This is a genomic window from Allobosea sp. NPDC055594, from assembly GCF_053618995.1.
In genome coordinates, this window is the sequence record NZ_JBSHIO010000001.1 from 656,193 (window position 1) to 679,493 (window position 23,301).

Below are 23,301 nucleotides of genomic sequence, written 5' to 3' on the forward strand. Positions count from 1 at the left end.
CGCAGGGATAGGCCTCTCGTCAGGACTCAGATACTGCTGCCCTCCGTAACGTCACATGGGGCGCCGCGCGAAATATGGAAGCGTTGATCAGGGCAATACTGGGCAACCTCGTCCCGATTCTATTCGTCCTTTCGTTCGTCGTTGCCGCCTTCGCAGGCAAGCCGGCGCGATATGAGGCCCGGCTGCTCGACTGGCTGCTGCTTCTGTTTCTGGGGATTGGCAGCACGTGGTCCGGCATCTTCCACGTTTTCTTTCCCGGCATCGCTTCTGCTTCGATCGGCTGGGCACCAAGCCCCTTCGAGACCGAAATCGGCATTGCCGACATCGCAATGGGTGTCATGGCCTTCGTGGCGTCCTGGCGAACCTTGGATTTCAAGGCCGCCGTCATCGTCTACGTGGTGATATTCCACCTGGGCGTGACGATCGTGCACGTCCACGACGCCGTGGTGGGCGGCAATGTCGCAGCCAACAACTTTGGCCTCCTGCTGATCAGCACGATCGTGAGTGCTTTCCTCCTGCCCTGGCTCTATTTCAGGGTGCGGCGAAGCGCGTAAAGTCCTTGCAGGCCCTGACAGGGGTTGAGACCAGGTTCAGCGAATTGGAGTTCGAATGCATCGGCGCCTGTTTATGACGGTCCTCCTCGGGGGCGGCCTTGCGGTGGCAACAAACCGATCGGCAGCCGGCGAGTTGCCGGCGGATATTGCAAAGACGCTCGACGAGATGCGGGCCGAGTTCATGCAGGGCCCGCCGCAGCCGAGGCAACCCGGATCTCCGCCGGCCCTCGGATCGCAAGGCCCGACGCGGCGCGTCCACAGCTGGCGAGCACGCAGACGCCGCCCTTTGCCTCCTCCGCCCCGGCATCGGCGTAGTTCCACAACGCCGAACTGACTTTTACCAGGCCACCGCCTGTCTTCTGTTCTGCCGTCATCAGGCGCCGGTTCGGACAGCGCGCCTGATGCGCTCATCGCTTTGTTTTTCAGGGGTAGGCGGCGTAAAATTCTTTCCGCCACTGATGACAACGCACCCACTGGAGATCGCGGCGATCAGAGACTGCTTTCGATCTGAGCGCAGTCTCACAGAGAAAGGCCCTGCCCCGTGCGAGCGAGACCGAGAGGGTCGAAGCGCTGCTCAAATTGCTTCGCATGCGATCACCGCCGGAAAAACTCAACCGGCTCGGCCAAGGTGGCGCAGAGTTCTTGCTCCGGCGCGAAGTTAAATATAACCGCACCCTATGGACGCAAAAATTTTTACAACATTGGATTTGCCGAAATCCCAGCAACTTGATGCCTGGCGCGGCTGGTTTGATTTATTCGATGTTCAATCTGATGCGTCCATCGGGGGCTTTGAGGCAACCAGCGAGACTTGGAATTTTGGCAAATTCAGCCTGAGCCGGGTCAAGGCTCCGAGATTGCTGGCCTCCCGCACAGCTAAGCATATTCGTCGCGACTCGATAGATCACTGGAACATTGCCATCGGCCGGAAACGAACGCTCGCCGATGCGGGAGGGAATCGTTCGATTGACGTGCCGGCAGGCGTGCCGTTCGCCGCATCGTTGGGCCGTGAAATCATCAGTTTCCGCGATGAAGACGAGCGCCTGCAGCTTTACCTGCCGCGCGATGCCTTTCCTGATTTGACTCCTGCTTTCGAGGCCGCCGAAGGCCGGCCTCTGACCGATCAGATGGGGGTACTTCTGGCGGAGTTCGTCGAGCTTCTGGCTCGCTCCGCACCGGAGTTTCCCGAAACACATGCACCCGCTCTGCAAACCGCGATTCACGCAATGCTGCTGGCGTGTATCGCGCCATCACACGACAATGGCATTCTCGGAGCAGCCCCCATCGCCATGACGAAAAAGGCGATTATCCGCCGCATTATAGATCAGAACCTGCACCGTAGTGACCTGACTCCGGAGCTCCTCTGTCGCAAGGCCGCCATGTCTCGCTCGCAGCTTTACCGATTGTTCGAGAATGAAGGAGGCGTGAAGGCCTATATCCAGCGCGAGCGTTTGAGGCGGTGTTTTGACGAACTCACCATCAACGCCAATTCGCGATCGATACTATCGATCGGGGAAGAGTTCGGCTTCGCGGACGCGTCAAGTTTCAGCCGTGCCTTCAAACGAGAATTCGGCTTGACGCCGTCGGAGGCCCGGCACGCCAATCTGTCGGATGCCCCCTTTCGGCCGACCCATATTGGGCGGGCCAACACAGAGACAAGCTGCCTGACGGATATCCTTCGGCAAACGGCCTGGCCTTGAGGCTTCCGTTCTGTTGTCTCGACAGAAAAAGCCCGCCCCCGCATGAGCGAGACCGGCCTCGCAATCTTTCGAACGGAAAGATCAGACATAGTTCCAAACAACGCACAAAGGCCCAGCACCGCGCGCGAGCCGTGCCTTTGGGGCTGTTCGACACAATGATGCCGGGCGGACGGCCAAGGAAACAAGCCTCCTCAGAAAGAGCAGCAGCGTACGCAGTCGATCCAGGGCGCGCACGGATCGCGTGCGCTTCACGCCATCGCTACGCGTCCATTCCGAGTCGGATACCAGCCCCCATCGATCGCCTCACCTTCCACGAGGAAAGTGAGCCCAGCGGCTTCGAGCGCTGAGCGGATCGCAGCGAGGTTGTGGGGCATAGGCGCCGACCGGCCGCCCTCGAAATTCTTGAGGGTGCTGGGCCCGATATGTGCCGATTGCGCAAGCTCAGCCTGCGACCAGTCGAGCAGAGCACGGGCGGCGCGGCATTGAGCGGGCGCCATCGGCGTCTCCATTCAGGACAGGCGCACATACCGAAAAAGGCTAGCTGTTTAAGTCCGGTATTCGGCAGGCTGTCACCGCGATCGGGGCCGCAGTCGCGAGCGAGACAGCACGGGCGTCTGAACTGCCTCTCGTTACAATCGCCAGCTCGACGAAACGCCTGCAGAATTCACCCAGTATTATCGCGGACGGCATTGCCGCAGGCCGCGCCGGCGTCGCCAAGTCTGCACCGTAAGGCGCGATCGGTTTGGACGCGGTCGGCGGGTCTGCCGCTGGGTCTACCGACAGATCCGCTCGGCAGAACCCGCCGGCGAGCAAAAGCAAGACCGGCCATTTGGACTCATCAGGCGAACGGGCGCGCCATCGTCAATATGCAATACAGGACAGGGCGAGGATCGAGATCAGTCTGGCCCAGACTCGGACGCCTTGAACATCCGCCGACCAGCGACCACCTTATCTGCAGACAGAGTCGAAACTGTACCTGACGCAATGCTGCCCACTGGAATCCGGGACTTTGTCTACGATGACATTGTCATCAGCTCCCCCCCGGAGGAGGTGGCGAGCGATGGAAAACATATACGAGGTCGCCGCATTTCTCGCGAACAGCCTTGTAATTGTGAGCGCAGCTCTCGGAGCACTGCGCAGATACATCAAGGTCAGGCGGCGCCGTTAGGCGCCGCTTTTTTTCGTCTCAGAGGCTTCCGGGCAGATCCAGTTGGGCAAGACCGCCGGCCTGCCTTCTCCCAGACGATGGGATGGATGGCGCCAGGTGGGAGAATTCTGAGTCTTGCCTGCCTGTGGAGGCCCTGCCAGCAGCTGACGCAACCGGCCAGTCCACAACGCCCGGAACCTACAAGCCCGTGGGCAAATATCCCATTTGCATCTCAAGAAAAATGGCGAGCCCGGCAGGATTCGAACCTGCGACCAGCAGCTTAGAAGGCTGCTGCTCTATCCAGCTGAGCTACGGGCCCGTAGCGATGCGAAGGGCTGGCAGCCCCGCCGGAAGCGCGGGGCGTCAGTGCGTCCACTGCCCGACGCGGTTGAACTTGAAATTGTCCGAATAGGCCATGGGCCGCCGCTTCGGCTGATGCGGCTGCTCGAGCCGGTAGGGGATGCCGTTGCGCTGCGCATAGGCGACCGCCTCATCGGCGCTGTCGAACCAGAGCTTCAGCTGGCTCTTCATGTCGCTCGACGAGGTCCAGCCCATCAGCGGCTCGATCTCACGCGGGCGCTCCGGCTCGTATTCGAGGAGCCAGCGGCCAGTCTTGGCCGTGCCCGACTGCATCGCCGTCCGGGCGGGGCAATAGATGCGCGCCGTCATGCTCTTCCTCGTCTTCGCCGCCTGCCGGCCGAGCCTTTTCGAGAATGGTCGGGGCACCAGGATTCGAACCTGGGACCCTCTGCTCCCAAAGCAGATGCGCTACCGGGCTGCGCTATACCCCGCCGTCTCGTAAGTGCATCTTATCACTCACAAATCGGGCGCGCCAGCCATTCCCAGAACCGGCGCGACGCGGAACGAGATAGCACCAAGGGAGACAGATGGGAACCGAAACTTCCCGCCGGGCTCCCGCAGCGGCTCCACCACGATCCCCCACCCTTGTTGGAGCTCGGCGGCGGCACCTTCTCCTGCGCGCGAAAAGCTGGAAGCGTCGCCCGCTCCCGCCCCCTGACCAGACATGGTGAGATCATCGATCCCCCATTTGGGGGCTGAACGCCCGGCTTCGATCAGCCATCATCGGTACTGGCAGTCGAGGGGACCCAGATGAAGCAAAACAGGAAATCTCTATCGCGTATTCAGCAGATGCTGAGGACCAAGCGCCTCCTGGCACAACGCAAGACCCGAAAGGCAGATGCCCGCGCCAGGCTCATACTGGTCGTCGATAATGCACGCGGCGGGCCTTCACTGTTGCCCCGCGGCTGAGGTCGCGACCTCCCGAAGACGGCCGCTCGCCTGCGGCCAGACCGCCCCCTCAGCAGCTTACGCGCCTTCCTGACGATCCGAATGCGCTCATGCGACGGTGATGAGGTCACGCGAGCGGCGCGACAACGGCTCGCAGCCCTGCGACGTCACCAGAACATTGTCGATGATGCGGGCTCCCAATCCTTCATCGCCGAGGAAGACCGGCGGCTCGACGCTGAGCACCATGCCGGCGCGCAAGACATGGCGGGCGCCACCGATCATGTGGACCGGCTCGCCCCAGCTCGGCGGGAAACCCGGTGCCAGCCCGTAGCCGGAGGTGTGCACGCGGCCATGTTCGAGCCCGGCGGCGGCGATCAGCTGTTTCGCCGCCTCATGGGGCGCGGTCGCCGGCGCACCGTCCCGGATCTCGGCGATACAGGCGTCGCAGGCCCGCCGCACGGTCTCGTAGAGCTCACGCATGCGCGCCGTCGGCTGGCCGACGCAGAACTGGCGGCCAATGGTCGCGGTATAGCGGCGCCATGTCGCGCCATATTCGACGCTGCCGAAATCACCGGACTGCAGCACCCGCTCGGTCGGGGCGCCGTGGCTATAGGCCGAGCGCGCGCCCGAGACGAGATTGATCGGGCTGGCCGAAAGGCCGCTGCCGCGGGCCAGCAATGCGCAATAGACATCGCCGGCCACAGCCAGCTCACTGCGCCCCGGCCGCAGCCCGGCCGCGAACACCGCCATTGCCTCATCGGCGATCGCGCTCGCCCGGCGGATATAGGCGATCTCGGCCGGCGACTTCACCAGACTGAGATCATGGACGAGATCGGTCGTCTCGGCCGCCAGGCTGGAGCCGAGCAGTTCGCGCAGGCGGACATAGTGATGCGGGTGCAGATAATAGGCCGGCACTTCCATGCCGCAGCGCGCACGCAGCAGGCCAAGCTCATCGGCAAGCCGCTCGAAGCGCGGAATCGCGTCCTCGTTCTCGCCGCCGCCGAAGCTCTCGATCCGGTCGACCAGCGCCTCGTCCTGCAATTCGTTGCGTTCGCCCTCCCGCGCCATGATCGTCAGAGGGCCGGAACCCGGCACCAGCAGGCACTGGAATTCCTGGTAGCTCTTGGCGTCCGAGCCGGTCAGCCAGCGGATCGAGACCGGGTGGAACAGGATCAGCCAGTCCAGCCCCCGCTCCGCCATCGCCCGGCCGACAGCCGCCCGGCGCGTCGCGAACTCCTCGCGCGAGAAATCATGCTTCGACATGCGCTTCCTTCCCGCTGCGCCGCCCTGCCCGCCCGGCTCAGAGTGCCGGCAAGGGCTGCATCGGGCCGCCGAGCCACTTCTGGTGCAGCGCGTCGAGATCGCCGTTCAGCGTGCTCTGGAAGATCAGCGTGTCGAGCCAGCGCAGCAAAGTGTGCTCGCCCAGCCGAACGGTGACATGGGCAGGCGCGCGGCGCAGCGCGAACTTGAAATCGAACTCCTTCGCCGGATTCTTCTTCGCCAACTCGACGACTACGACGCTGTTGGCCGCCAGCAATTGGGCGTGGCCGGAGAGATAGGCCTGGACAGCCGTCGCATTGTCCTCGGTACGCATGATATCGGCGCCGGGCACGAGCGCGGTCAGGACGAGATCCTCGGTCGTGCCCTTGGCGACGGCGACGCGGTTGCGCCCGATATCCGCCGCCGATTTCAGGGCGAGCCCCTTGGCGCCATAGACCGCCAGCGAAGTGTCGGCATAGGGGGCGCTGTACATGACCTGGCGAGCCCGCTCGGCGGTGATCGACATCGCCGCGATGTTCATGTCGGATTTGTCGGTGAGCAGGAAGGGAATGCGGCTGGCGGCCGGCACCGGCAGCAGTTCGAGCTTAACGCCGAGCGCCTTGGCGACCAGATTCGCCATGTCGATGTCGAAGCCCTCGAGCTCGCGATTGGCGTTCATCATGCCGAAGGGCGGAACATCGGCGAAGACGGTGATGCGCACCACGCCCTTGGACAGAATATCGGCCAGCTTGTCGGCACGTGCCTCGACGCTCGACAGCAAGCCTGCCGCAAGAAAACCCAACATCGCCACGGCCGCCTTGAACCCTGCCTTCATGATCGCTCTCCCTCTTCCGATCATTTCTTGCGATGCAGCTTTGCTTTCGTCTTGAAGGCCTCTCCTGCGTCACTCTCCCGGCTTCGCGCGAATTCGACCGACACCCACCTCTTCGGGCGAATAAATACTAGCCCTCAACGGTCTCCGGGGTGCAAATACGCCGCGCAGCTTGCGAGTGACGTAACGCAAGGGTAACAGCTGCATATATGCAGTCAAGCTTCGCTAATGAACTGAGTGGGAGCCGTGCATGGAGCAGCTTCACGTCGAGCCAAGCAGCCGGCCGGGGCCTTATCCCGCCCCCGCTTTGGAGAAAGGGCTCGAGATCATCGAGCTGCTGGCGGCTGCCCAGAAGCCGCTTTCAACCCGCGCCATCGCCGAGAGCCTCGGCCGCTCCAAGGGCGAAATCTTCCGCATGCTGTTCGTGCTGGTCGAGCGCGGCTATCTCAACCGCGACCCGGCGACTGAGGAGCTGACGCTCAGCAACCGGTTGTTCGAGCTCGGCATGCGTACGCCGCGGGCGCGACAGCTCGTCGAGGTCGCAGCGCCGGCCATGGAAAAGCTGAGCGCCAAAACCGCGCAATCGGCCCATCTCGTCGTGCTCAACGAGGGCGAGACGGTGGTGATCGCCAATGCCGCCGGGACGGGCGACATCAGCTTCACACTGCGGCTCGGCTATCGGCGGCCGGCGGTGGAGGCGACATCGGGCCGGGTGATCCTGGCCTTCCAGGACGATGACCTGCGCCAGCGCAGTCTGAACGCCGGCCCGTCGCACGGTCGCGAGGAGAATGCGGGCCTCCTTAGGGCGATGCTCGACGAGATCGCGACCCGCGGTTTCCTGGTCGCCGAAAGCCACGACATGCCAGGCGTCACCGACATCAGCGCACCGATCCTCGATCGGCAGGGCCGCGCCGTCGCCAGCATCGTCATTCCCTATCTCAACCGGCGAGGCGCCCGCACTCGGCATGAGGAGGTGCTCGCCGAGCTGTTGGCCACCTGCCGCATGATCTCATCCGAGCTGGGCTGAGGCGGGGCCGACCGGCTCAGGGACGGAACAGCGCGTGCTCGACCTTGTCTCCGGCCTTGATGCCGAGCTTCTCGGCAACGCCGCCATTGATCTCCAGCACCGACAGCACCGGCTCGCCGGAGGGGATTGTGCGGGTCGAGAGCGGCTCGGTACGCTCGGCGATCCGCGCCACCGTGCCGTCGGCACGGATGAAGAGCATGTCGAGCGAGATGTAGGTGTTCTGCATCCACATCGCGACCGGCTCGGTACGCTTGAAATCGAAGAGCATGCCGCGATCGGCAGGCATGAACTGGCGGTGCATCAGGCCGCGGGCCCGCTGCTCGGGCGTGCGCATCACCTCGACCTGGAACTCATGGCGCCCGCTGGCGCTGACGATCGTCAGCGGCTCGAGCCCGGCGGCCGGGGCAGCCTGCTGCGCCTGAGAGCGCTCCGGCAGCAGAGCAGCGAAGCAGAGCGCCAGCGCTCCGCAAATGGCCAATCGCACCCAGCGTCCCGAAGCCTGCATGATCCGTTTCCCCAAAAAGGCCACCAATGCCGCAGAGCGTTGCCGGGACGCGATGGCGAATCTGCGGCCAATGGCACGCAAGGCCGGCGCGCCGTCAAGCTTTTCGCCGGGCAGCCCCTCTTGTGTCTTTCCTTCGTCTTCGCCTTGCGGCAGTTTCAGCGCCAATTCGAAGCCGAACGGAACGTTGGTCCCGGCCGGAAGCGATTTTGCCTCTCGGCCCGACAAGGGCGGCTTGGGCCCGCCCTTGCCGTGCGGGGCTTCGACACCATGCTCCAGGAGATATCGATGACCATTCTGCCCAGCCAGCGCCTCGGGCGCGCCCGCCCGCTCCCGGCGGGGGGGTTGCTGCTCCTGCTGCTGGCCGGTCCAGCCTCGGCCGAGGATTTCCAGCTGGACAATCTTCGGCTCGATCTCGGCAAGTTCGTGCTGACGATTCCGAAGCTCGACGTGAAGGGTACGTCGCTCGACCGCGCGGCCTTCCAGGCGATTTTCCAGGCGGCCCCCGGCAGCAATGAGAGCCCCGTCGCCCGGATGAGCCGCCTGACGGCAGCCGAGATCAGCGCGCCGAGCCTGGTGATGGAGCAGAGTTTCGGCCCGCAGAAGCAGATCACGACCTATCGCGACGTCCGCTTCTCCGAGATTCGCGAAGGCAGGATCGCACGCGGCGAGGCCAAGGCCGGAACGATCAAGGTCGAGGGCTCGGCCTCGGGCCAGATGAACGGCGAGATCCTGCGGACGAGCTTCGAGGGACTCGATCTCGCCCAGATCGCCCGTGTCTTCGCCGAGAAGGCGGCCCCAGGCACCGAGCCTGCGATGCAGACCCTCATCAGCCGGCTCGAGCAGGAGGGTTACACGCTCGATCTCGGCGAGCTCGGCAAGGTGTCGGGCGGCAAGGCCGCGATGCGCAACTTCAAGGGCCGCGTCGGCGCCGAGCCGATGAGCGAGTTGATGACGCGGATCGTCACGCTCGGGGAGGAATCGGAAAGGGCGGCGAAGGACCCGAACAGCAAGGAGGACCCAGCGGTCACCGAAGCGCGCGACCGGCAACTGCTGCTGGCCATGCTCGCCCTGTTCGACTCCATCGACTATGGCAGCGGCGAGATTCGAGACCTCGTGCTGGCGGTCAAGACGCCGCCGAAGCCCGGCACCAAGCCCGAGGCGATGGATATGCGCTTCAGCCGCATCGCCTTTGGCGAGGACACGCCGGAGAAGTCTGGCTTCGTGGTGGAAGGCCTGAAATTCGAAGGCGGCGGCGGCAAGGGCACGATCGCCTCCGCAGGCTATTTCGGCTTCTCGCTGGAGAACACGATCAAGGAGTTGCGCAAGGCCCTGGCCGAGCCGGATTTCGACCCGACCGCCGACGATCTGCGCCGCTTCATCCCCAAGCTCGGCACGATCCGGCTGAGCGGTATCCAGATCACCGCGCCCCAGCAGGGCAAGCGTGGAGCGGCGCCGCTGCCGCCGATCGAGGTCGGCCTCGGTACCTTCGAGCTCAGGCATGGCGAGCAGGTCAACGGCATTCCCACCAATATGGCGCTGACGCTCGACAAACTGACGATCCCGGTCGTCGAAAGCGCCTCGAACCCGTCGGCCAAGGATCTCCTGGCGATGGGCTATCGCAATCTCGACCTGTCGGCGAAACTCGATCTCGCCTGGCAGGAAGCCAGCAAGGAATTTGCGATCCGCGCGCTCTCGCTCGGCGGCGCCGGCATGGCGAAGCTCGACGCTACAGGGACGCTCGGCAATGTCGGCAAGGAAGTCTTCTCCGCCGATCTTGCCCTGGCGCAGGTGGCGCTGCTTGGCGCCACGGCGAAGAATCTCGACATCAAGCTGGAGAATCTCGGGCTTGCCGAGAAACTGCTCGAGAACGAGGCCCGCAAGTCGAAGCGCAAGGTCGAGGACGTCCGGCGCGAATACGGCACCATCGCCAGCCTCGGCCTCGCCGCCATACTGGGGCCGTCGGATGGAGCGAAGTCGCTGGCCAGCGCCATCGCCCGCTTCGTCGCCAAGCCCGGCAAGCTGAGCGTCTCGGCTTCGTCCAAGGCGCCGACCGGCCTCGGCCTGGCCGACGTGATCACGCTCGCTGATCCGACCGAGATCTTCGACAAGATCGACGTGAAGGCCAATGCCGAATGAAGCTGGCGGCCATGTGCCGCCGCTCTCTCTCTCGGCCGAAGATGCGAGCTGGCGGCCAGGCCGGCTCGCAACCTGGTGGTCCGGCCTGCCGGCCGGGCCGCGCGGCTGGCTGCGCCGGCGGATCAACCCGGACAATCAGACAAGGCTGCATCTCGCCAGGCTGATCGCGCGCCGCCCCGGCCAGATCACGGTGGGCGCCTTCACCTATGGCCGCCCGAAGGTGCGCTTTCCGGAGAGCCGCGCAAAGCTGACCATCGGCCGCTATGGCTCGATCGCCGACGGGGTCGAGATCCTGCTCGGCGGCAATCACCGCACCGACTGGGCAACGACCTACCCCTTCCCGGCCCTGCCGGGCCTGTGGCCAGCAGCGCGCACCTTCACGGGGCATGACGCGACCCGCGGCGATGTCGCGATCGGCCATGATGTCTGGCTCGGCTCGCAGGCGATGATCCTGTCGGGGGTGACGATCGGCCATGGCGCCGTCATCGCTGCCCGCGCGGTGGTGACGCGCGACGTGCCGCCCTATGCGATCGTCGCCGGGAACCCGGCGCGGATCGTGCGCCTGCGCCTGCCTGAGGCGCAGATCGAGCAATTGCTGGCGACGCGCTGGTGGGAGCTGCCGGCCGCTGAGTTGACACCGCTGCTGCCGCTGCTGATGTCCGACCGTATCGAGGCGCTGGCCAGCGCCGTCAGGACCGCGCGATCAGCCGGCGCTTGAGGTCGAGCGCCGGCTTCTCGACCAGGTACCAGGAGGCGGCGGCGACAGCGATCGTCACCGCCAGCCCAGGCCAGAACAGCAGGAAGGCGCCGGCGCTCGGAAACACAGCGACGAAGCCCTGCTGCACCGGCCAGCCATAGAGATAGACGCCATAGGACAGATCGGCCGGCGGCTCACTGCGCCAGCCGGTCAAGGCCGGCGCCAGCGCCAGCACCAGCACGCCCCAGGCGGTGACGAGATAGAGCGCAGCCTTGTAGAGCGGCGTCCAGGCCAGCAGGCCGGTGAGCACCAGCGCGATGGCGAGCCCGGCGAGCGAAAGCGGAATCCGCTCGCGCCAGAGATAGATCAGGCCGCCGGTCATGAAGATCAGCGGCAGGCGCAGCGCCGTCTCCACCCCCTTCGCGCCATCGGGCGCGACGATCTCGCGCGCGATCGTGGCCACGACCAGGACGCACCAGATCGCCAGCGCCAGCCGGCGCTGCAGCAGCAATCCGGCAAGGCCTGCGACCAGCACGCCGAGATAGCACAGCGTCTCGTATTTCAGCGTCCAGACCGTCCCCATCGGAAAGGGCAGCGGATTGCCCTCGAACACGCCGGGCAAGGGCGCGGCACTCTTGAAGGTGGTCAGCGTCGCCGTGATGAAGCGCCACAGCCGGGGATCGGCGAGATAGGCGCGAAGATCGAGCGTCGTCAGCGCCGAGCCGAGCAGGAGCGAGACGACCAGGGTCGCGGCGATCAGGCCGGGCGCGATACGCAAGGTGCGGGCGACGACATAGTCGCGCCAGCCACGCTGCTCATAGCTCATCGTCACCAGGAAGCCGGAGATCGCGAAGAAGCCGTTGACGGCATGCTCGCCGAGCGTGAACCCGGTCGAGGCCGCCAGCGGCTCGTCCTCGACCCGGCCGGTCGTGACGCTCAGCGCATGCGAGACCACGACCGACAGCGCCAATAGCAGCCGCAGCAGGCCGAAATGATTGTGACGGGCCGCGAGACCGTCGGCCACCGGGACAAAGCGCAGGGGCGAACTCACGATCAAGGCTCCGCTCGCTCCAGACCCTGACGCGCCAGGGCGCTGCGACCGGCGCGCGCTGCCAGCGCTCCCGCCACCGAACCGGCATGAGCCATCATCTTGTGTCGATTCAGAATAAGACCGTAACCTACTGTCTTGGCGGCGTTTTCCAGAATGCGCGCCAGCCCAGGCCGGGGCAGGTCATATTTGCGGGCGACGTGATACTCGGACCAGGCGAGATGCCAGCGCGCGGTGAAGCGCCGCGCCGCCGAGGGAGTGCTGGAGCGACCGCGGCCATGCCTGGCCTCGGCGCCGTCGACATGGACCAGGGCATGGCCGGCCTCGCGCAGCCGCCGACAGAGATCGTCGTCCTCGTAGAACAGGAAGATTTCGGGATCGAAACCGCCGAGCGCCAGGAAGGCCTCGCGGCGCAGCAAAAGGCAGGCACCGGAGAGGAAAGGCAGACAGGCATCGCCCTGAGGCAGGACGATGTCGCGGGCGCGGTTGAGATGGTCGGGCGACAGCAGCGAGCGCGGCTGCAGGAAGACCCTGCCGGAGGGCTCGATCAGGCGCGGGGCGAAAGCGACAGCATCCGGATAGGCCTCGGCAGCGGCGAGCAGGGCGGCGATCGCCCCCGCGCCGATTTCGAGGTCCGGATTGACGATCAGGATGAACGGCGTATCGGCCGCCCTGGCGCCGCGATTATTGGCGCGGCCATAGCCCTCATTGCGCGCATTGCGCAGGACCGGCGCGCCCGAGCGCTCGGCCACCGCTGCGGAATCGTCGCCGCTGGCATTGTCGACGACCAGCGCCCGCACGCCCTCCCCGGCCAGCGCCGCGAGGCAGGCAGGCAACACCTCGGCGCTGTCGAAGGAAACGACGATGGCGGTGATATCGGCCGGCGAGAAATTCATGCAGCGCATGTGCGCGGTAAGCGACGCGCGGGCAAGCGGAAATCAGCGACGCGCCCCGGAACGCAGCTCGCGCTGCAGTTGCGCGCGCTCCTCGGCTTCGCAGCGGCGCGGAGCGTTGTAGGATTTCACCGCATAGCTCGCATTGGCCGCGATAAAGCGCGCGCGATCCTCCTGTCGGAAACCCGCGATAATCCGGCCACGATCGACCCCGACGCCGCAATCATAGGCGCGAGAAACTCGCGAGGCGGTGAACTCCGGCGTCCCCGGAACCGGCCCGGCACCGGCGCCGACACAGCCGGCGAGGCCGCAGGCGGCGAGCGCCGCGAGGCTCGGCTTGAGCGCGGGCATCGTGGTCAGAGCGTCTCGAAGCGGTTGGCGCGGACCGTGTTCATCTGGCCGCGCAGCGTCGCGCGCTCCTCGGCCGTGCAGGGCTCAGGCCGGATGCCCTGGTTGATCGTCTGCGCCTCGGAGATGGTGACATAGGTCGAGCGGGCACCGGCGATCTGCTCCGGCGTCGCTCCGCGGGCCCGCTCCGCCTGCAGGAAGCGGTCGAGCGTGTCGCGGCGGGCATAGCCGGCATTGCAGGCGCTGGCGCGCGAGACGATCCCGGCGAGCACGCTGGCGCGCGCAGCGCTCGGATTGGACGGCGTCGAGACGCAGGCCGAGAGAACGGGCAGCAGCAGAAGAGCCGGCGCCAGGGGGCGCCGGGCAGCCAGCGGAGTCATCGGGTCAGCCGTTCTTCTCGGGCAGGTTGAGGCGCAGATGCAACTCGCGGAGCTGCTTCGGCGTCACGTTGGAGGGCGCGCCCATCAAGAGGTCGACGGCCTGCTGGTTCATCGGGAACAGGGCGACCTCGCGCAGATTGGTCGCGCCGGCGAGCAGCATGATGATCCGGTCGACACCGGCCGCCATGCCGCCATGCGGCGGCGCGCCGTACTGGAAGGCACGGTACATGCCGCCGAAGCGCTCGATCACCGTCTCCTCGCCATAGCCGGCGATCTCAAAGGCCTTCACCATCGCTTCCGGCCTGTGGTTGCGGATGCCGCCGGAGGCGAGCTCGAACCCATTGCAGGCGATGTCGTACTGGAAGGCCTTGATCGAAAGCGGATCCTCCTCGCTCAGCGCCTTCAACCCGCCTTGCGGCATCGAGAAGGGGTTGTGCGAGAAATCGACCTTCTTCTCGTCCTCGTTGTACTCGTACATCGGGAAGTCGACGATCCAGGCGAAAGCGAAGGCGTTCTCGTCGATCAGCCCGAGCTCGGAGCCGACCTTGTTGCGGGCCGAGCCGGCGAACTTGTAGAACTTGTCGGGGTTGCCGGCGGTGAAGAAGCAGGCATCGCCGCCCTTCAGCCCCATCTGGGCGATGATCGCCGCGACGCGCTCAGGGCCGATATTGTTGGCGATAGGCCCCTGCCCTTCGCCATCCTCCTTGATCATCAGATAGCCGAGGCCGGGCTGGCCCTCGCCCTGGGCCCAGGAGTTCATCCGGTCGCAGAAGGCGCGCGAGCCGCCGCCCGGGGCGGGAATCGCCCAGACGCGGTTCTTCTCATCCTCGAGGATGCGCGCGAAGACCTTGAAGCCCGAGCCGCGGAAATGCTCGGAGACGTCCTGCATGACCAGCGGGTTGCGCAGATCGGGCTTGTCGGAGCCGTATTTGGCGATCGCCTCGGCATAGGGGATGCGCGGCCAGTTCTTGGTGACCGTCTTGCCGCCGCCGAACTCCTCGAAGACGCCGGCGATCACCGGCTCCATGGTGCGGAACACATCCTCCTGCTCGACGAAGCTCATCTCGACGTCGAGCTGGTAGAACTCGCCCGGCAGGCGGTCGGCGCGCGGGTCCTCGTCACGGAAGCAGGGCGCGATCTGGAAGTAGCGATCGAAGCCCGCCATCATCAGGAGCTGCTTGTACTGCTGCGGCGCCTGCGGCAGCGCGTAGAAATGGCCGGGATGCAGCCGGCTCGGTACCAGGAAGTCGCGCGCGCCCTCCGGCGAGGACGCCGTCAGGATCGGCGTCTGGAACTCGGAGAAGCCGGAGTGCTTCATCTGCGTGCGCAGATAGTCGATCACCTTGCCGCGCAGGATGATGTTGTTGTGCAGCTTCTCGCGGCGCAGATCGAGGAAGCGGTATTTGAGCCGGGTATCCTCGGGATATTCGAGGTCGCCGAAGACCGGCAGCGGCAACTCGGCGGAGGGGCCGAGCACTTCGATGCCGGTCGCGAAGACCTCGACCGAGCCGGTCGCCAGATTCGGGTTCTCGGTGCCGGCGAGGCGCGCCTTGACCTTGCCGTCGAAGCGCACGACCCATTCGGCGCGCAGATCCTCGGCCTCGCGGAAGGCGGGCGAATCCGGATCGATCACGACCTGGGTCATGCCATAATGGTCGCGCAGGTCGATGAAGAGCACGCCACCATGGTCGCGGATGCGGTGGCACCAGCCGGAGAGGCGCACGGTCGAGCCGATGTCGCTCTCGCGGAGCGCGCCACAGGTATGGGAACGATAGCGGTGCAGGGTCACGGGATCAGGCTTTCCGGGCATGCGGGCGGGCCCGACGGGGCCGCGCGACGGTCTGGCCCGTAACCACACGCAGCCGGCGGCCTTGTCAAGAAGCGCGCATGCGGAGCCTGGCCCGGACGGCCCCGGCCGGTCGTTGAAACGGCCGCCCGAACCGGGATCAATCGCCGCAAAAAGCGGCGTCGCGCAGGCCCCCGAGGCGTGAAAGTCGTTTCCACTTTCGGGGAACATGCCTTAAGAGCCGCCCATGAACCTGATCACCACCACCGCGGAGCTGGCCGAGGCGTGCGCGCGCCTGGCGCAGCATCCTTTCGTCACGGTCGACACCGAGTTCCTGCGCGAGACGACCTATTATCCGAAGCTCTGCCTGATCCAGCTCGCCTCGCCGGACGAAGCGGTGCTGGTCGATCCGCTGGCGCCCGATCTCAGCCTCGAGCCTTTCCTGGCGCTGATGAGCGACCCCAAAGTGGTCAAGGTCTTCCATGCGGCCAGGCAGGACCTCGAAATCGTCTGGATGATCGGCAAGCTGATCCCGACGCCGCTCTTCGACACGCAGGTCGCCGCGATGGTCTGCGGCTATGGCGATTCCGTCGGCTACGAGCAGCTCGCCAACGACCTCGCCAAGGCGCGGATCGACAAGTCGTCGCGCTTCACCGACTGGTCGCGCCGGCCGCTCACCGACGCCCAGCTCGCCTATGCGGAATCGGACGTCACCCATCTGCGCGACATCTATCTCGCGCTCGCCGCCGATCTCGCCGAGAGCGGCCGCGAAAGCTGGGTCGCCGAGGAGATGGCGGTACTGACCTCGCCCGGCACCTATGAGGTCAAGCCGGAGAACGCCTGGCAGCGGCTCAAGGGTCGCATCCGCAAGACGAAGGAACTCGCCGCGCTGATCGAGCTCGCCGCCTGGCGCGAGCGCGAGGCCCAGCATCGCGACGTGCCGCGTCAGCGCGTATTGAAGGACGATACGCTGATGGACATCGTCCAGCGCTCGCCGCGCTCGGCCGAGGCGCTGGGAGAGCTCCGCTCCGTACCGAACGGCTTCGAGCGCTCGCGCGCCGGGGGCGAGGTGCTGGCCGCGATCGAACGGGCCCAGGCTCTCGATCCGCAGACGCTGCCGAAGCTCGAACGCGAACGCGGCCGGTCAGGTAACGGCGCCGTGCTCGACCTGCTCAAGGTCCTGCTCAAGGCGACGGCCGACGCCGAACGCGTCGCACCGAAGATCCTCGCCTCAAGCGACGATCTCGAAGCGATCGCCTTCGACGACCAGGCGGCGGTCCCGGCCCTGCAGGGCTGGCGCCGCGAGGTCTTCGGCGAGAAGGCACTGGCACTGAAGAACGGCACGCTCGCCCTGCGGGTCGTGCGCGGGCGCGTCACGGTCGGCTGAGAACAGCCGACGCTCCCGTCAGCCGGCGGGCTGCGCAGCCTCCCGGTCTCTGCGAAACGCGGTCGGGGTCAGCGAAAAGCGCCGCCTGAAGGCGCGGGTCAGCGCGCTCTGCGACTGGTAGCCCACATCGAGGGCGATTTCGGTCAGCCCCTGATCCGAAGTCGCCAGCCTGTGCCTGGCAAGGTCGAGCCTGAGATCCGCCAGAAAGGCCAGCGGCGCCTGGCCCGCCAGCGACCTGAAGCCCCTGACCAGCGTGGCGCGCGAGGTGTTGGCGGCGCGGGCGAGATCATCGAGGCTCCATGGCCGCGTCGGCTCGCGGATCATGGCGAGCACGGCACCGGCGGTTTGGCGCTGGGCGAGCAGGCCCAGAATGCCGCTTCGCGCCTCGTCGCGCGCGAAGTGGATGCGCAGGACCATGATCATCAGGGCGGAGGCGAGACCGGCACCGATGGCGCGCGCGCCCGGCGCGGCCTGAACGAGTTCGTCCCGGATCGTGTGCAGGAGCCCGGCAACGCGACGCGCCGACGGGCCCTCATCGGCGCGCAGCAAGATGAAGGATGGCAGCACCGCCAGCGCGAGGCTTTCCGCACGGGGTTCAAAGGACAGCCGGCCGCAGATCAGTTCGGTATCGGGAGCGTCCGCATTCGAAGCCAGTTCGATCGCCCCGTTCGGACGGATCACCACCGGCGGCTGCGAACGCCCATCCGCCGGGGTCGTGGCTCCCCGCATCAGATGCGGATCGCCGCGCGGCAGGAGCACGACATCGCCGGCATGGAGCGAAACCGGCGCCCGGCCGGCCATGTCAAGGATGCAACTTCCTCTGGCCACGAGATGAAACGGAACCCAACCGGCCGGCGACTGATCATGCGGCGAGGCCCATTGGGCACCGAACTGGCATAGCCGCTCAAGCTCGGGGCGCACGCGCAGGAGCGGCGCAAGAGCGGAGAGCTCGTCGAACGCAGCACGGTTGGGCAAGCCATCTCCTCCCACAGGACCCTGCGCCTCTCGTCGGCGATCGCAACGCCGGCGCCGGCCCGTCGACTGATCCTGCTGCAAGCTTCGCGGGAAAGCACGCGGCGCCGGCGATTTTGATCCGCCCGGTCACGCGAATGACCCAACCGGTCGAGCAGCGGGGCAGACCTCCCCCTAGCCTTCCTGTTGTCGTCGCCTTCCCTGTTCGCCGTTCACGGCGCATCGCGGGAGACCAAGGAGCCTGCCGGTGCTTTCGTACCCACGCCCCTCACGATCTTCCTGCCTGCCGATGCCCGGTCTTCCGGCGGCAGCGGACGCAAGGCTGGTCCCCGCCGCAAAGCGGGTCGCGGGAGCAAGCGCCGCTCCCAGTCCAGTCCGCATGGCACGCCGCCGGCGAAACCAGAAAATGAAAAGGGTTGGGAGGACATGGCTGTGACACAGGATATCTCGAGCGCGCCTCGGCAAAGGGAGCCGGTTTCCCGACGGCGCTTCCTGACCGCCACGGCCGGCGTCGCGGGAGCTGCGGCAGCAGGACGAGCCTATGCCGACACGCTTGCCGACGTTCCGGCACGCGAGGTCGGAGAGCCGCTCTCGGGCAGCAGCGCGCGCTCGCAATATGTCGCGATCAGCCGCATTCCGGAGGCCGGTCCCGGAATGCGGAACGTCGATCCGACGGATGCGATCAACTCGAAGACGCCGCTGCACAAGCTGATGGGCTCCGTCACCCCGTCGGATCTGCATTATGAGCGCAGCCATGCCGGCATACCCAGCCTCGACCCGGCCAGGCACCGGTTGCTCATCCACGGCATGGCGAAGAAGTCGCTGGTCCTGACCATGGACGACATCAGGGCAATGCCGTCGGTGTCGCGGATCGCCTTCCTCGAATGCACCGGCAATGGCTGGGAGAACTGGAAGTCGGCGGACCAGAACCTGACCGTGCAGAACACGCACGGCCTGATCAGCACCCATGAATGGACCGGTGTACCACTGTCCTTCCTGATCGACCTGATCGGCAAGGAGCGCGGCTCGACCTGGATGCTGGCCGAAGGCGGTGACGCCGCCGGCGTTGCTCGCAGTATTCCGCTGACCGACGAGGTCATGGCCGAGGCGATCATCGCCTATGGCCAGAACGGCGAACCGCTGCGGCCGGCTCATGGTTTTCCGCTGCGGCTCCTGATCCCGGGCTGGGAAGGCAATCTCAGCATCAAATGGCTGAGACGCCTGAAATTCGGCGACCAGCCCTTCATGACCCGCTGGGAAACCGCCCGCTACACTCAGCTTCTGGCCAATGGCAAGGCCCGCCAGTTTCAGCTGGTGCAGGAGGTCAATTCGGTCATCACCGCGCCTTCCGGGATGATGCAGATCAAGCCGGGCTACAACCGCATCACCGGCCTGGCCTGGAGCGGCTATGGCGCGATAAGCGGCGTCGAGATCAGCACGGATGGCGGCCAGTCTTGGAAGGCCGCGCAGCTCAACCATCCCGCGCTGCCAAAGGCACAGGCCCGCTTCCAAATGGATTGGGTGTGGGATGGCAAGCCCACCAAGATCGTCAGCCGGTCGACCGACGACAAAGGCAATGTCCAGCCCGATCGCAAGGCGGTGATCGAGCGAATGGGGACGAACGCGCTGTTTCACTACAACGCCCAGCAGAGCTGGAGCATCGACGAGAAAGGGATGGTGCGCAATGTCCTCGCTTAAGGCCCTGCTCGCCGGCTCGATCTTCGCCGGCTGCGTCACGGCAACCGCGTTCGCCTATGATTTCGGGCGCCCGGCCACTCCGGAAGAGATCAAGCTCTGGGACATCGATGTCAGGCCCGACGGCAAGGGTCTGCCGGCCGGCAGCGGCACTGTCCTCGATGGCAGGACGATCTACGAGGAGAACTGCGTCGCCTGCCATGGCGTCAACGGCCAGGGCGGCATCAAGGACCGTCTGGTCGGTGGCCAGGGCACGCTGACATCGGCCCGGCCGATCAAGACCGTCGGCAGCTTCTGGCCCTACTCCACCACGCTGTTCGACTATGTCCGCCGGGCCATGCCCTACCAGGCCCCCGGCACCCTCGGCGTCGACGAGACCTACGCCGTCACGGCCTATATCCTCAGCCTGAACGGACTGCTTCCGGAGACCGGCAAGCTCGACAAGGACAGCCTGCCCAAGGTGATGATGCCCAACCGCGACGGCTTCATCCCCGAGCCGGAATTCCGGACGATCACCAACTCGAAATAAGCGATGGCCGCCCGGGACCCGAGCTTGCGGGTTCCGGGTGGCCGACAACAGCCTTGGCGATGGCGTGAAGATCGCGGCGCATCCGGCCGGTCGGACCGCGTCGCTTCTGGGCCAAAGCCTCAGCCGGCCCGCTCCAGCAGCGAGGAATCGCCATAGGAGTAGAAGCGATATTCTTCCGCGATCGCATGAGCATAGGCGCGTTTCATCACCTCGAGTCCGCAGAAGGCGGAGACGAGCATGAACAGCGTCGAGCGCGGCAGGTGGAAGTTGGTAACCAGCAGGTCGACGGCGCGGAAGCGGTAGCCCGGCGTGATGAAGATCGCGGTATCGCCGGAGAAGGGCCTTATGATCCCGTCCTCGCCGGTCGCGCTTTCGAGCAGGCGCAGCGAGGTCGTGCCGACCGCGACGATACGCCCGCCCGCGGCATGCGTGGCATTCAGGGCCGCCGCCGTCGCAGCGTCGACCGTGCCCCATTCGGCATGCATGCGGTGCTCGTCCGTGTCCTCGGCCTTGACCGGCAGGAAGGTGCCGGCACCGACATGGAGCGTGACGAAGTGGCGCGAGACGCCGCGCTTTTCCAGCGCCTCGAACAGTTCCGGGGTGAAGTGCAGCCCAGCCGTCGGCGCTGCGACCGCGCCTTCCTCTCGGGCATAGGTCGTCTGGTAGTCGCGGGTGTCGGCGAAATCGGTCGGGCGCTTGCCGGCGATATAGGGCGGTAGCGGCAGTTCGCCGAGCCTGACGATCGCCTCGTCGAGCGCCGCTCCCGAGAAAGCGAAGCGCAACTCGACCTCGCCGCCCTCGCCCTTGCCGGTGATTTCGGCCTGGAGCCGGCCGAGCTCGCAAATATTGCTGGCGCTGTCGTCGCCGAAGAGGATGGTTTCGCCGATCGCGATCTTCTTGGCGGGGCGGGCGAAGGCGAGCCAGCGCTCGCTGTCGACCCGCTTGTGCAGCATGATTTCCACCCGCGCCGAGACCTCGCCGCGATAGCGGCGGCCATAGAGGCGCGAGGGGATGACGCGCGTGTCGTTGAGGACGAGCGCATCGCCCGGCCGCAGCAGGTCGACGAGGTCGCGCACGCCGCGATCCTCGAAGACGCCGCCAGCCTCGGGGCGGATGACGAGCAGACGGGCCGAATCGCGCGGATTGGCGGGTCGCAGCGCGATCCGCTCCTCCGGCAGGTCGAAGTCGAAGAGACCGACGTCCACGATGCGGCTCGCCCGCGCCGTTCAGGCTCAGGCGTCGGCCATCACCTTCATGGAGACGATCGTATCGGGATCGCGCACCGGCTCGCCGCGCTTGATCTTGTCGACATTCTCCATGCCTTCCACGACCTGGCCCCAGACCGTGTACTGCTTGTCGAGGAAGCGGGCGTCGTCGAAGACGATGAAGAACTGGCTGTTGGCCGAGTTCGGGTTCTGGGCACGGGCCATCGAGCAGATGCCACGGACATGCGGCTCGGCGTTGAACTCGGCCTTCAGGTCCGGATAGCTCGAACCGCCGGTGCCGGTGCCGTGCGGGCAGCCGACCTGGGCCATGAAGCCGTCGATGACGCGATGGAAGACGATGCCGTCATAGAAGCCCTCACGCGCGAGCAGCTTCAGGCGCTCGACATGGCCGGGCGCGAGATCGGGGCGCAGCTTGATGACCACGCGGCCCTTGGTGGTCTCCATGACGAGGGTGTTCTCGGGGTCGAGCGACATCAGACTGCTCTCTGGTTGGACGGCGCGCGGCCGTGGAAGCGGATGGTGATCGGTCGGCCTGCGATACTCCCTCCGAGGCCGGGCGACAACCTCATCGGCGTGCATTCGCGCACGGCGGCGATCAGCGAGCTGCCGAAGCGCTCGCGCAACGCTGGCGACGCCCGGCGCGCCTCCCAGGTGACGCGCGGCTGGCCGAACAGCGTCCCGTCGCGGCGCAGACTGAAGCGCACGGTGGCACGGCCAAAGCCGTCAGGGCCCTCTTCCGCCGCCGGCGGCTGCCAGCAGCGCCTCAGGGCCGGGCCGATCTGGTCGAGCCGCTCGAGCGTCTCGCTGCCGAGCGCGGCCGTGTCCGGCGAAACCGTGCCGATCACGTCACGATTGCTGGCCGGAGGCGGCGGAGGCACAGCGCGGCGATAGTCTCCCTCGCCGAAAGGCCCGCCGATGCCGGGCATGTAGCGCTGGCCGGTCGGCGGTGGCAGAACCGGGTTCTGGAAGCCGGAAGGCGGAGGCAGAACCGGGTTCTGATAGCCTGAAGCCGGCGGCAGGCCGAGATCGCGCGTGTCCTGCGCCGGAACTGGCGAGCTGCCGGCGGAGGCCAGCAGTAGAAGCGCCAGAACGGGCAGGCGCACGCGCATCGACGGTCTACTTGGCGTCGGCGAGCAGACGCATGCGGACGATCTTGTCCGGAGCGTTGACGGCGCCGTTGTTCGCGGAGCTGCCCTTCTTGATCTTGCGGACGACATCCATGCCCGAGACGACCTCGCCGAAGAGGGTGTACTGGCCGGTCAGGGAGCCGCAGCCCTCGAAGCAGATGAAGAACTGGGAGTTGGCGGAATCGGGGCTCTGCGAGCGGGCCATGCCGACCGAACCGACCTTGTAGGGCGTCGGCGTGAATTCGGCCGGGATGTTCGGCAGGTCGGAACCGCCGGTGCCATTGCCCTTCGGATCGCCGGTCTGGGCCATGAAGCCGTCGATGACGCGATGGAAGACGATGCCGTCATAGAAACCGCGCTTGGTCAGCGTCTTGATCTGCGCGACATGCTTGGGCGCAAGGTCCGGACGCAGCCGAATGGTGACCTTGCCGTCCTTGGTTTCGAGCACGATCGTATTCTGCGGGTCGGGCGACTGGGCCTGAGCGAGGCCAATGGAAGCGGAAAGCGCCAGAGCGGTGAGGATAGGGCGAAGCATGGAGCGTCTCCTGGCCACCGGGACGCCCGGCAGCTCTACGAAACAGGCAGGTACCGACATCCTTTGGCCGGAACAAGGCGCCAAATGCGGCGGGTGAGCACAATGTTGCACTGCACAAGATCAAACCAGAATAATTTTGCGAAAAATTGAGGCCAGCCGTGCCTAAACGGGTGACATAGCGATCTTGATCGGCTAACTCTTGGACGCTGGGCGCGCCTGATCAAGCTTCGGGCGCAGCGGGCCAGGTCTTGGGAGGAATAAACGTCCGTTTG

23 protein-coding genes and 2 tRNA genes are annotated in these 23,301 nt (G+C 66.0%); 8 read left to right on the forward strand and 17 right to left on the reverse strand.

What is annotated here, in order from left to right; genetic code table 11:
* Positions 1-74 precede the first annotated feature (74 nt).
* Both ACWGRX_RS03045 and ACWGRX_RS03050 read left to right on the forward strand, forming a co-directional pair.
* Positions 75-554: a DUF6790 family protein gene (locus tag ACWGRX_RS03045; protein ID WP_291640642.1), complete on the forward strand. Its 480-nt coding sequence runs from the start codon at positions 75-77 to the stop codon at positions 552-554.
* Between the two features lie 677 nt (positions 555-1,231).
* Positions 1,232-2,251, forward strand: a complete 1,020-nt coding sequence (locus tag ACWGRX_RS03050; protein ID WP_452116366.1) for a helix-turn-helix domain-containing protein — start codon at positions 1,232-1,234, stop codon at positions 2,249-2,251.
* Between the two features lie 248 nt (positions 2,252-2,499).
* Here the strand turns inward: ACWGRX_RS03050 and ACWGRX_RS03055 are convergent, their stop codons facing one another.
* The 6 genes from ACWGRX_RS03055 to ACWGRX_RS03080 form a co-directional block, all read right to left on the reverse strand.
* Positions 2,500-2,760, reverse strand: coding sequence for a helix-turn-helix domain-containing protein (locus tag ACWGRX_RS03055; RefSeq protein ID WP_452116367.1), 261 nt, complete (start codon positions 2,758-2,760; stop codon positions 2,500-2,502).
* An 880-nt stretch (positions 2,761-3,640) separates the two neighbouring features.
* Positions 3,641-3,717: transfer RNA gene (locus ACWGRX_RS03060), tRNA-Arg, on the reverse strand.
* Between the two features lie 44 nt (positions 3,718-3,761).
* The gene (locus ACWGRX_RS03065) at positions 3,762-4,067 is read right to left on the reverse strand and encodes an ETC complex I subunit (protein ID WP_291637366.1); all 306 of its coding nucleotides are present in this window, start codon (positions 4,065-4,067) and stop codon (positions 3,762-3,764) included.
* 45 nt (positions 4,068-4,112) lie between these two features.
* A tRNA-Pro gene (locus tag ACWGRX_RS03070) sits at positions 4,113-4,189 on the reverse strand.
* Positions 4,190-4,754: 565 nt separating this feature from the next.
* Entirely contained in the window at positions 4,755-5,909 is a 1,155-nt protein-coding gene (locus ACWGRX_RS03075; RefSeq protein ID WP_452116368.1) for a M24 family metallopeptidase, read from the reverse strand.
* Positions 5,910-5,946: 37 nt separating this feature from the next.
* Complete coding sequence (locus ACWGRX_RS03080; protein WP_452116369.1) at positions 5,947-6,741, reverse strand: transporter substrate-binding domain-containing protein; 795 nt, start codon at positions 6,739-6,741, stop codon at positions 5,947-5,949.
* A gap of 247 nt (positions 6,742-6,988) precedes the next feature.
* On the opposite strand from ACWGRX_RS03080, the gene ACWGRX_RS03085 reads away from it, so the two are divergent.
* Complete coding sequence (locus tag ACWGRX_RS03085; protein ID WP_452116370.1) at positions 6,989-7,765, forward strand: IclR family transcriptional regulator; 777 nt, start codon at positions 6,989-6,991, stop codon at positions 7,763-7,765.
* Positions 7,766-7,781: 16 nt separating this feature from the next.
* Here ACWGRX_RS03085 and ACWGRX_RS03090 read toward each other — a convergent pair whose 3' ends face one another.
* Positions 7,782-8,270, reverse strand: a complete 489-nt coding sequence (locus ACWGRX_RS03090; protein WP_291637443.1) for a DUF192 domain-containing protein — start codon at positions 8,268-8,270, stop codon at positions 7,782-7,784.
* Between the two features lie 285 nt (positions 8,271-8,555).
* On the opposite strand from ACWGRX_RS03090, the gene ACWGRX_RS03095 reads away from it, so the two are divergent.
* Together ACWGRX_RS03095 and ACWGRX_RS03100 are read left to right on the forward strand one after the other, a co-directional pair.
* On the forward strand, positions 8,556-10,406 hold the full coding sequence (locus ACWGRX_RS03095) for a hypothetical protein (RefSeq protein ID WP_452116371.1): 1,851 nt from the start codon (positions 8,556-8,558) through the stop codon (positions 10,404-10,406).
* The gene (locus ACWGRX_RS03100; RefSeq protein ID WP_452116372.1) at positions 10,396-11,124 is read left to right on the forward strand and encodes a CatB-related O-acetyltransferase; all 729 of its coding nucleotides are present in this window, start codon (positions 10,396-10,398) and stop codon (positions 11,122-11,124) included. The genes ACWGRX_RS03095 and ACWGRX_RS03100 overlap by 11 nt, the downstream gene beginning before the upstream one ends.
* Here ACWGRX_RS03100 and ACWGRX_RS03105 read toward each other — a convergent pair.
* The 5 genes from ACWGRX_RS03105 to aspS are packed head-to-tail and all read right to left on the reverse strand — an operon-like array spanning position 11,096 to position 15,555.
* Positions 11,096-12,154 (reverse strand): acyltransferase family protein, encoded by a 1,059-nt coding sequence (locus ACWGRX_RS03105; RefSeq protein WP_452116373.1) that lies wholly within the window; start codon positions 12,152-12,154, stop codon positions 11,096-11,098. The genes ACWGRX_RS03100 and ACWGRX_RS03105 overlap by 29 nt on opposite strands.
* Before the next feature lie 2 nt (positions 12,155-12,156).
* On the reverse strand, positions 12,157-13,047 hold the full coding sequence (locus tag ACWGRX_RS03110) for a glycosyltransferase family 2 protein (RefSeq protein WP_452116374.1): 891 nt from the start codon (positions 13,045-13,047) through the stop codon (positions 12,157-12,159).
* A gap of 42 nt (positions 13,048-13,089) precedes the next feature.
* The gene (locus tag ACWGRX_RS03115) at positions 13,090-13,395 is read right to left on the reverse strand and encodes a hypothetical protein (protein WP_291647165.1); all 306 of its coding nucleotides are present in this window, start codon (positions 13,393-13,395) and stop codon (positions 13,090-13,092) included.
* A gap of 5 nt (positions 13,396-13,400) precedes the next feature.
* Positions 13,401-13,772 carry a hypothetical protein gene (locus ACWGRX_RS03120; protein WP_452116375.1) on the reverse strand — a complete coding sequence of 124 codons (372 nt, stop codon included), beginning with the start codon at positions 13,770-13,772 and terminating at the stop codon, positions 13,401-13,403.
* Between the two features lie 4 nt (positions 13,773-13,776).
* Complete coding sequence (aspS, locus tag ACWGRX_RS03125; protein ID WP_291637441.1) at positions 13,777-15,555, reverse strand: aspartate--tRNA ligase; 1,779 nt, start codon at positions 15,553-15,555, stop codon at positions 13,777-13,779.
* Between the two features lie 250 nt (positions 15,556-15,805).
* Between aspS and rnd the strand changes: the two genes are divergently transcribed.
* Positions 15,806-16,945 carry a ribonuclease D gene (gene rnd / locus ACWGRX_RS03130; protein WP_291647164.1) on the forward strand — a complete coding sequence of 380 codons (1,140 nt, stop codon included), beginning with the start codon at positions 15,806-15,808 and terminating at the stop codon, positions 16,943-16,945.
* Positions 16,946-16,963: 18 nt separating this feature from the next.
* Here rnd and ACWGRX_RS03135 read toward each other — a convergent pair whose 3' ends face one another.
* Positions 16,964-17,935, reverse strand: coding sequence for an AraC family transcriptional regulator (locus ACWGRX_RS03135; RefSeq protein WP_452116376.1), 972 nt, complete (start codon positions 17,933-17,935; stop codon positions 16,964-16,966).
* A gap of 414 nt (positions 17,936-18,349) precedes the next feature.
* Between ACWGRX_RS03135 and soxC the strand changes: the two genes are divergently transcribed.
* Both soxC and ACWGRX_RS03145 read left to right on the forward strand, forming a co-directional pair.
* Positions 18,350-19,615 (forward strand): sulfite dehydrogenase, encoded by a 1,266-nt coding sequence (gene soxC / locus ACWGRX_RS03140; RefSeq protein ID WP_452116377.1) that lies wholly within the window; start codon positions 18,350-18,352, stop codon positions 19,613-19,615.
* On the forward strand, positions 19,602-20,141 hold the full coding sequence (locus ACWGRX_RS03145) for a c-type cytochrome (protein WP_452116378.1): 540 nt from the start codon (positions 19,602-19,604) through the stop codon (positions 20,139-20,141). Before soxC ends, ACWGRX_RS03145 begins: the two co-directional genes overlap by 14 nt.
* Before the next feature lie 119 nt (positions 20,142-20,260).
* On the opposite strand, the gene queA is transcribed toward ACWGRX_RS03145, so the two are convergent.
* The 4 genes from queA to ACWGRX_RS03165 are packed head-to-tail and all read right to left on the reverse strand — an operon-like array spanning position 20,261 to position 23,029.
* Positions 20,261-21,346 (reverse strand): tRNA preQ1(34) S-adenosylmethionine ribosyltransferase-isomerase QueA, encoded by a 1,086-nt coding sequence (queA, locus tag ACWGRX_RS03150; protein ID WP_452116379.1) that lies wholly within the window; start codon positions 21,344-21,346, stop codon positions 20,261-20,263.
* A 27-nt stretch (positions 21,347-21,373) separates the two neighbouring features.
* Positions 21,374-21,841 carry a peptidylprolyl isomerase gene (locus tag ACWGRX_RS03155; RefSeq protein ID WP_066475452.1) on the reverse strand — a complete coding sequence of 156 codons (468 nt, stop codon included), beginning with the start codon at positions 21,839-21,841 and terminating at the stop codon, positions 21,374-21,376.
* Positions 21,841-22,476, reverse strand: coding sequence for a hypothetical protein (locus ACWGRX_RS03160; RefSeq protein WP_452116380.1), 636 nt, complete (start codon positions 22,474-22,476; stop codon positions 21,841-21,843). Before ACWGRX_RS03160 ends, ACWGRX_RS03155 begins: the two co-directional genes overlap by 1 nt.
* Positions 22,477-22,483: 7 nt before the next feature.
* Positions 22,484-23,029: a peptidylprolyl isomerase gene (locus ACWGRX_RS03165; RefSeq protein WP_452116381.1), complete on the reverse strand. Its 546-nt coding sequence runs from the start codon at positions 23,027-23,029 to the stop codon at positions 22,484-22,486.
* Positions 23,030-23,301 lie beyond the last annotated feature (272 nt).

Excerpts from the sequence above, each read along its gene's own strand:
- ACWGRX_RS03160 (WP_452116380.1), bottom strand. The coding sequence starts at position 22,476 with ATGCGCGTGCGCCTGCCCGTTCTGGCGCTTCTACTGCTGGCCTCCGCC.
- ACWGRX_RS03080 (WP_452116369.1), bottom strand. The coding sequence starts at position 6,741 with ATGAAGGCAGGGTTCAAGGCGGCCGTGGCGATGTTGGGTTTTCTTGCG.
- ACWGRX_RS03165 (WP_452116381.1), bottom strand. The coding sequence starts at position 23,029 with ATGCTTCGCCCTATCCTCACCGCTCTGGCGCTTTCCGCTTCCATTGGC.
- ACWGRX_RS03110 (WP_452116374.1), bottom strand. The coding sequence starts at position 13,047 with ATGAATTTCTCGCCGGCCGATATCACCGCCATCGTCGTTTCCTTCGAC.
- ACWGRX_RS03050 (WP_452116366.1), top strand. The coding sequence starts at position 1,232 with ATGGACGCAAAAATTTTTACAACATTGGATTTGCCGAAATCCCAGCAA.
- ACWGRX_RS03100 (WP_452116372.1), top strand. The coding sequence starts at position 10,396 with ATGCCGAATGAAGCTGGCGGCCATGTGCCGCCGCTCTCTCTCTCGGCC.
- ACWGRX_RS03085 (WP_452116370.1), top strand. The coding sequence starts at position 6,989 with ATGGAGCAGCTTCACGTCGAGCCAAGCAGCCGGCCGGGGCCTTATCCC.
- ACWGRX_RS03055 (WP_452116367.1), bottom strand. The coding sequence starts at position 2,760 with ATGGAGACGCCGATGGCGCCCGCTCAATGCCGCGCCGCCCGTGCTCTG.
- ACWGRX_RS03045 (WP_291640642.1), top strand. The coding sequence starts at position 75 with ATGGAAGCGTTGATCAGGGCAATACTGGGCAACCTCGTCCCGATTCTA.
- ACWGRX_RS03120 (WP_452116375.1), bottom strand. The coding sequence starts at position 13,772 with ATGACTCCGCTGGCTGCCCGGCGCCCCCTGGCGCCGGCTCTTCTGCTG.
- ACWGRX_RS03065 (WP_291637366.1), bottom strand. The coding sequence starts at position 4,067 with ATGACGGCGCGCATCTATTGCCCCGCCCGGACGGCGATGCAGTCGGGC.
- ACWGRX_RS03155 (WP_066475452.1), bottom strand. The coding sequence starts at position 21,841 with ATGTCGCTCGACCCCGAGAACACCCTCGTCATGGAGACCACCAAGGGC.
- ACWGRX_RS03115 (WP_291647165.1), bottom strand. The coding sequence starts at position 13,395 with ATGCCCGCGCTCAAGCCGAGCCTCGCGGCGCTCGCCGCCTGCGGCCTC.
- rnd (WP_291647164.1), top strand. The coding sequence starts at position 15,806 with ATGAACCTGATCACCACCACCGCGGAGCTGGCCGAGGCGTGCGCGCGC.
- ACWGRX_RS03090 (WP_291637443.1), bottom strand. The coding sequence starts at position 8,270 with ATGCAGGCTTCGGGACGCTGGGTGCGATTGGCCATTTGCGGAGCGCTG.
- ACWGRX_RS03095 (WP_452116371.1), top strand. The coding sequence starts at position 8,556 with ATGACCATTCTGCCCAGCCAGCGCCTCGGGCGCGCCCGCCCGCTCCCG.
- ACWGRX_RS03145 (WP_452116378.1), top strand. The coding sequence starts at position 19,602 with ATGTCCTCGCTTAAGGCCCTGCTCGCCGGCTCGATCTTCGCCGGCTGC.
- ACWGRX_RS03075 (WP_452116368.1), bottom strand. The coding sequence starts at position 5,909 with ATGTCGAAGCATGATTTCTCGCGCGAGGAGTTCGCGACGCGCCGGGCG.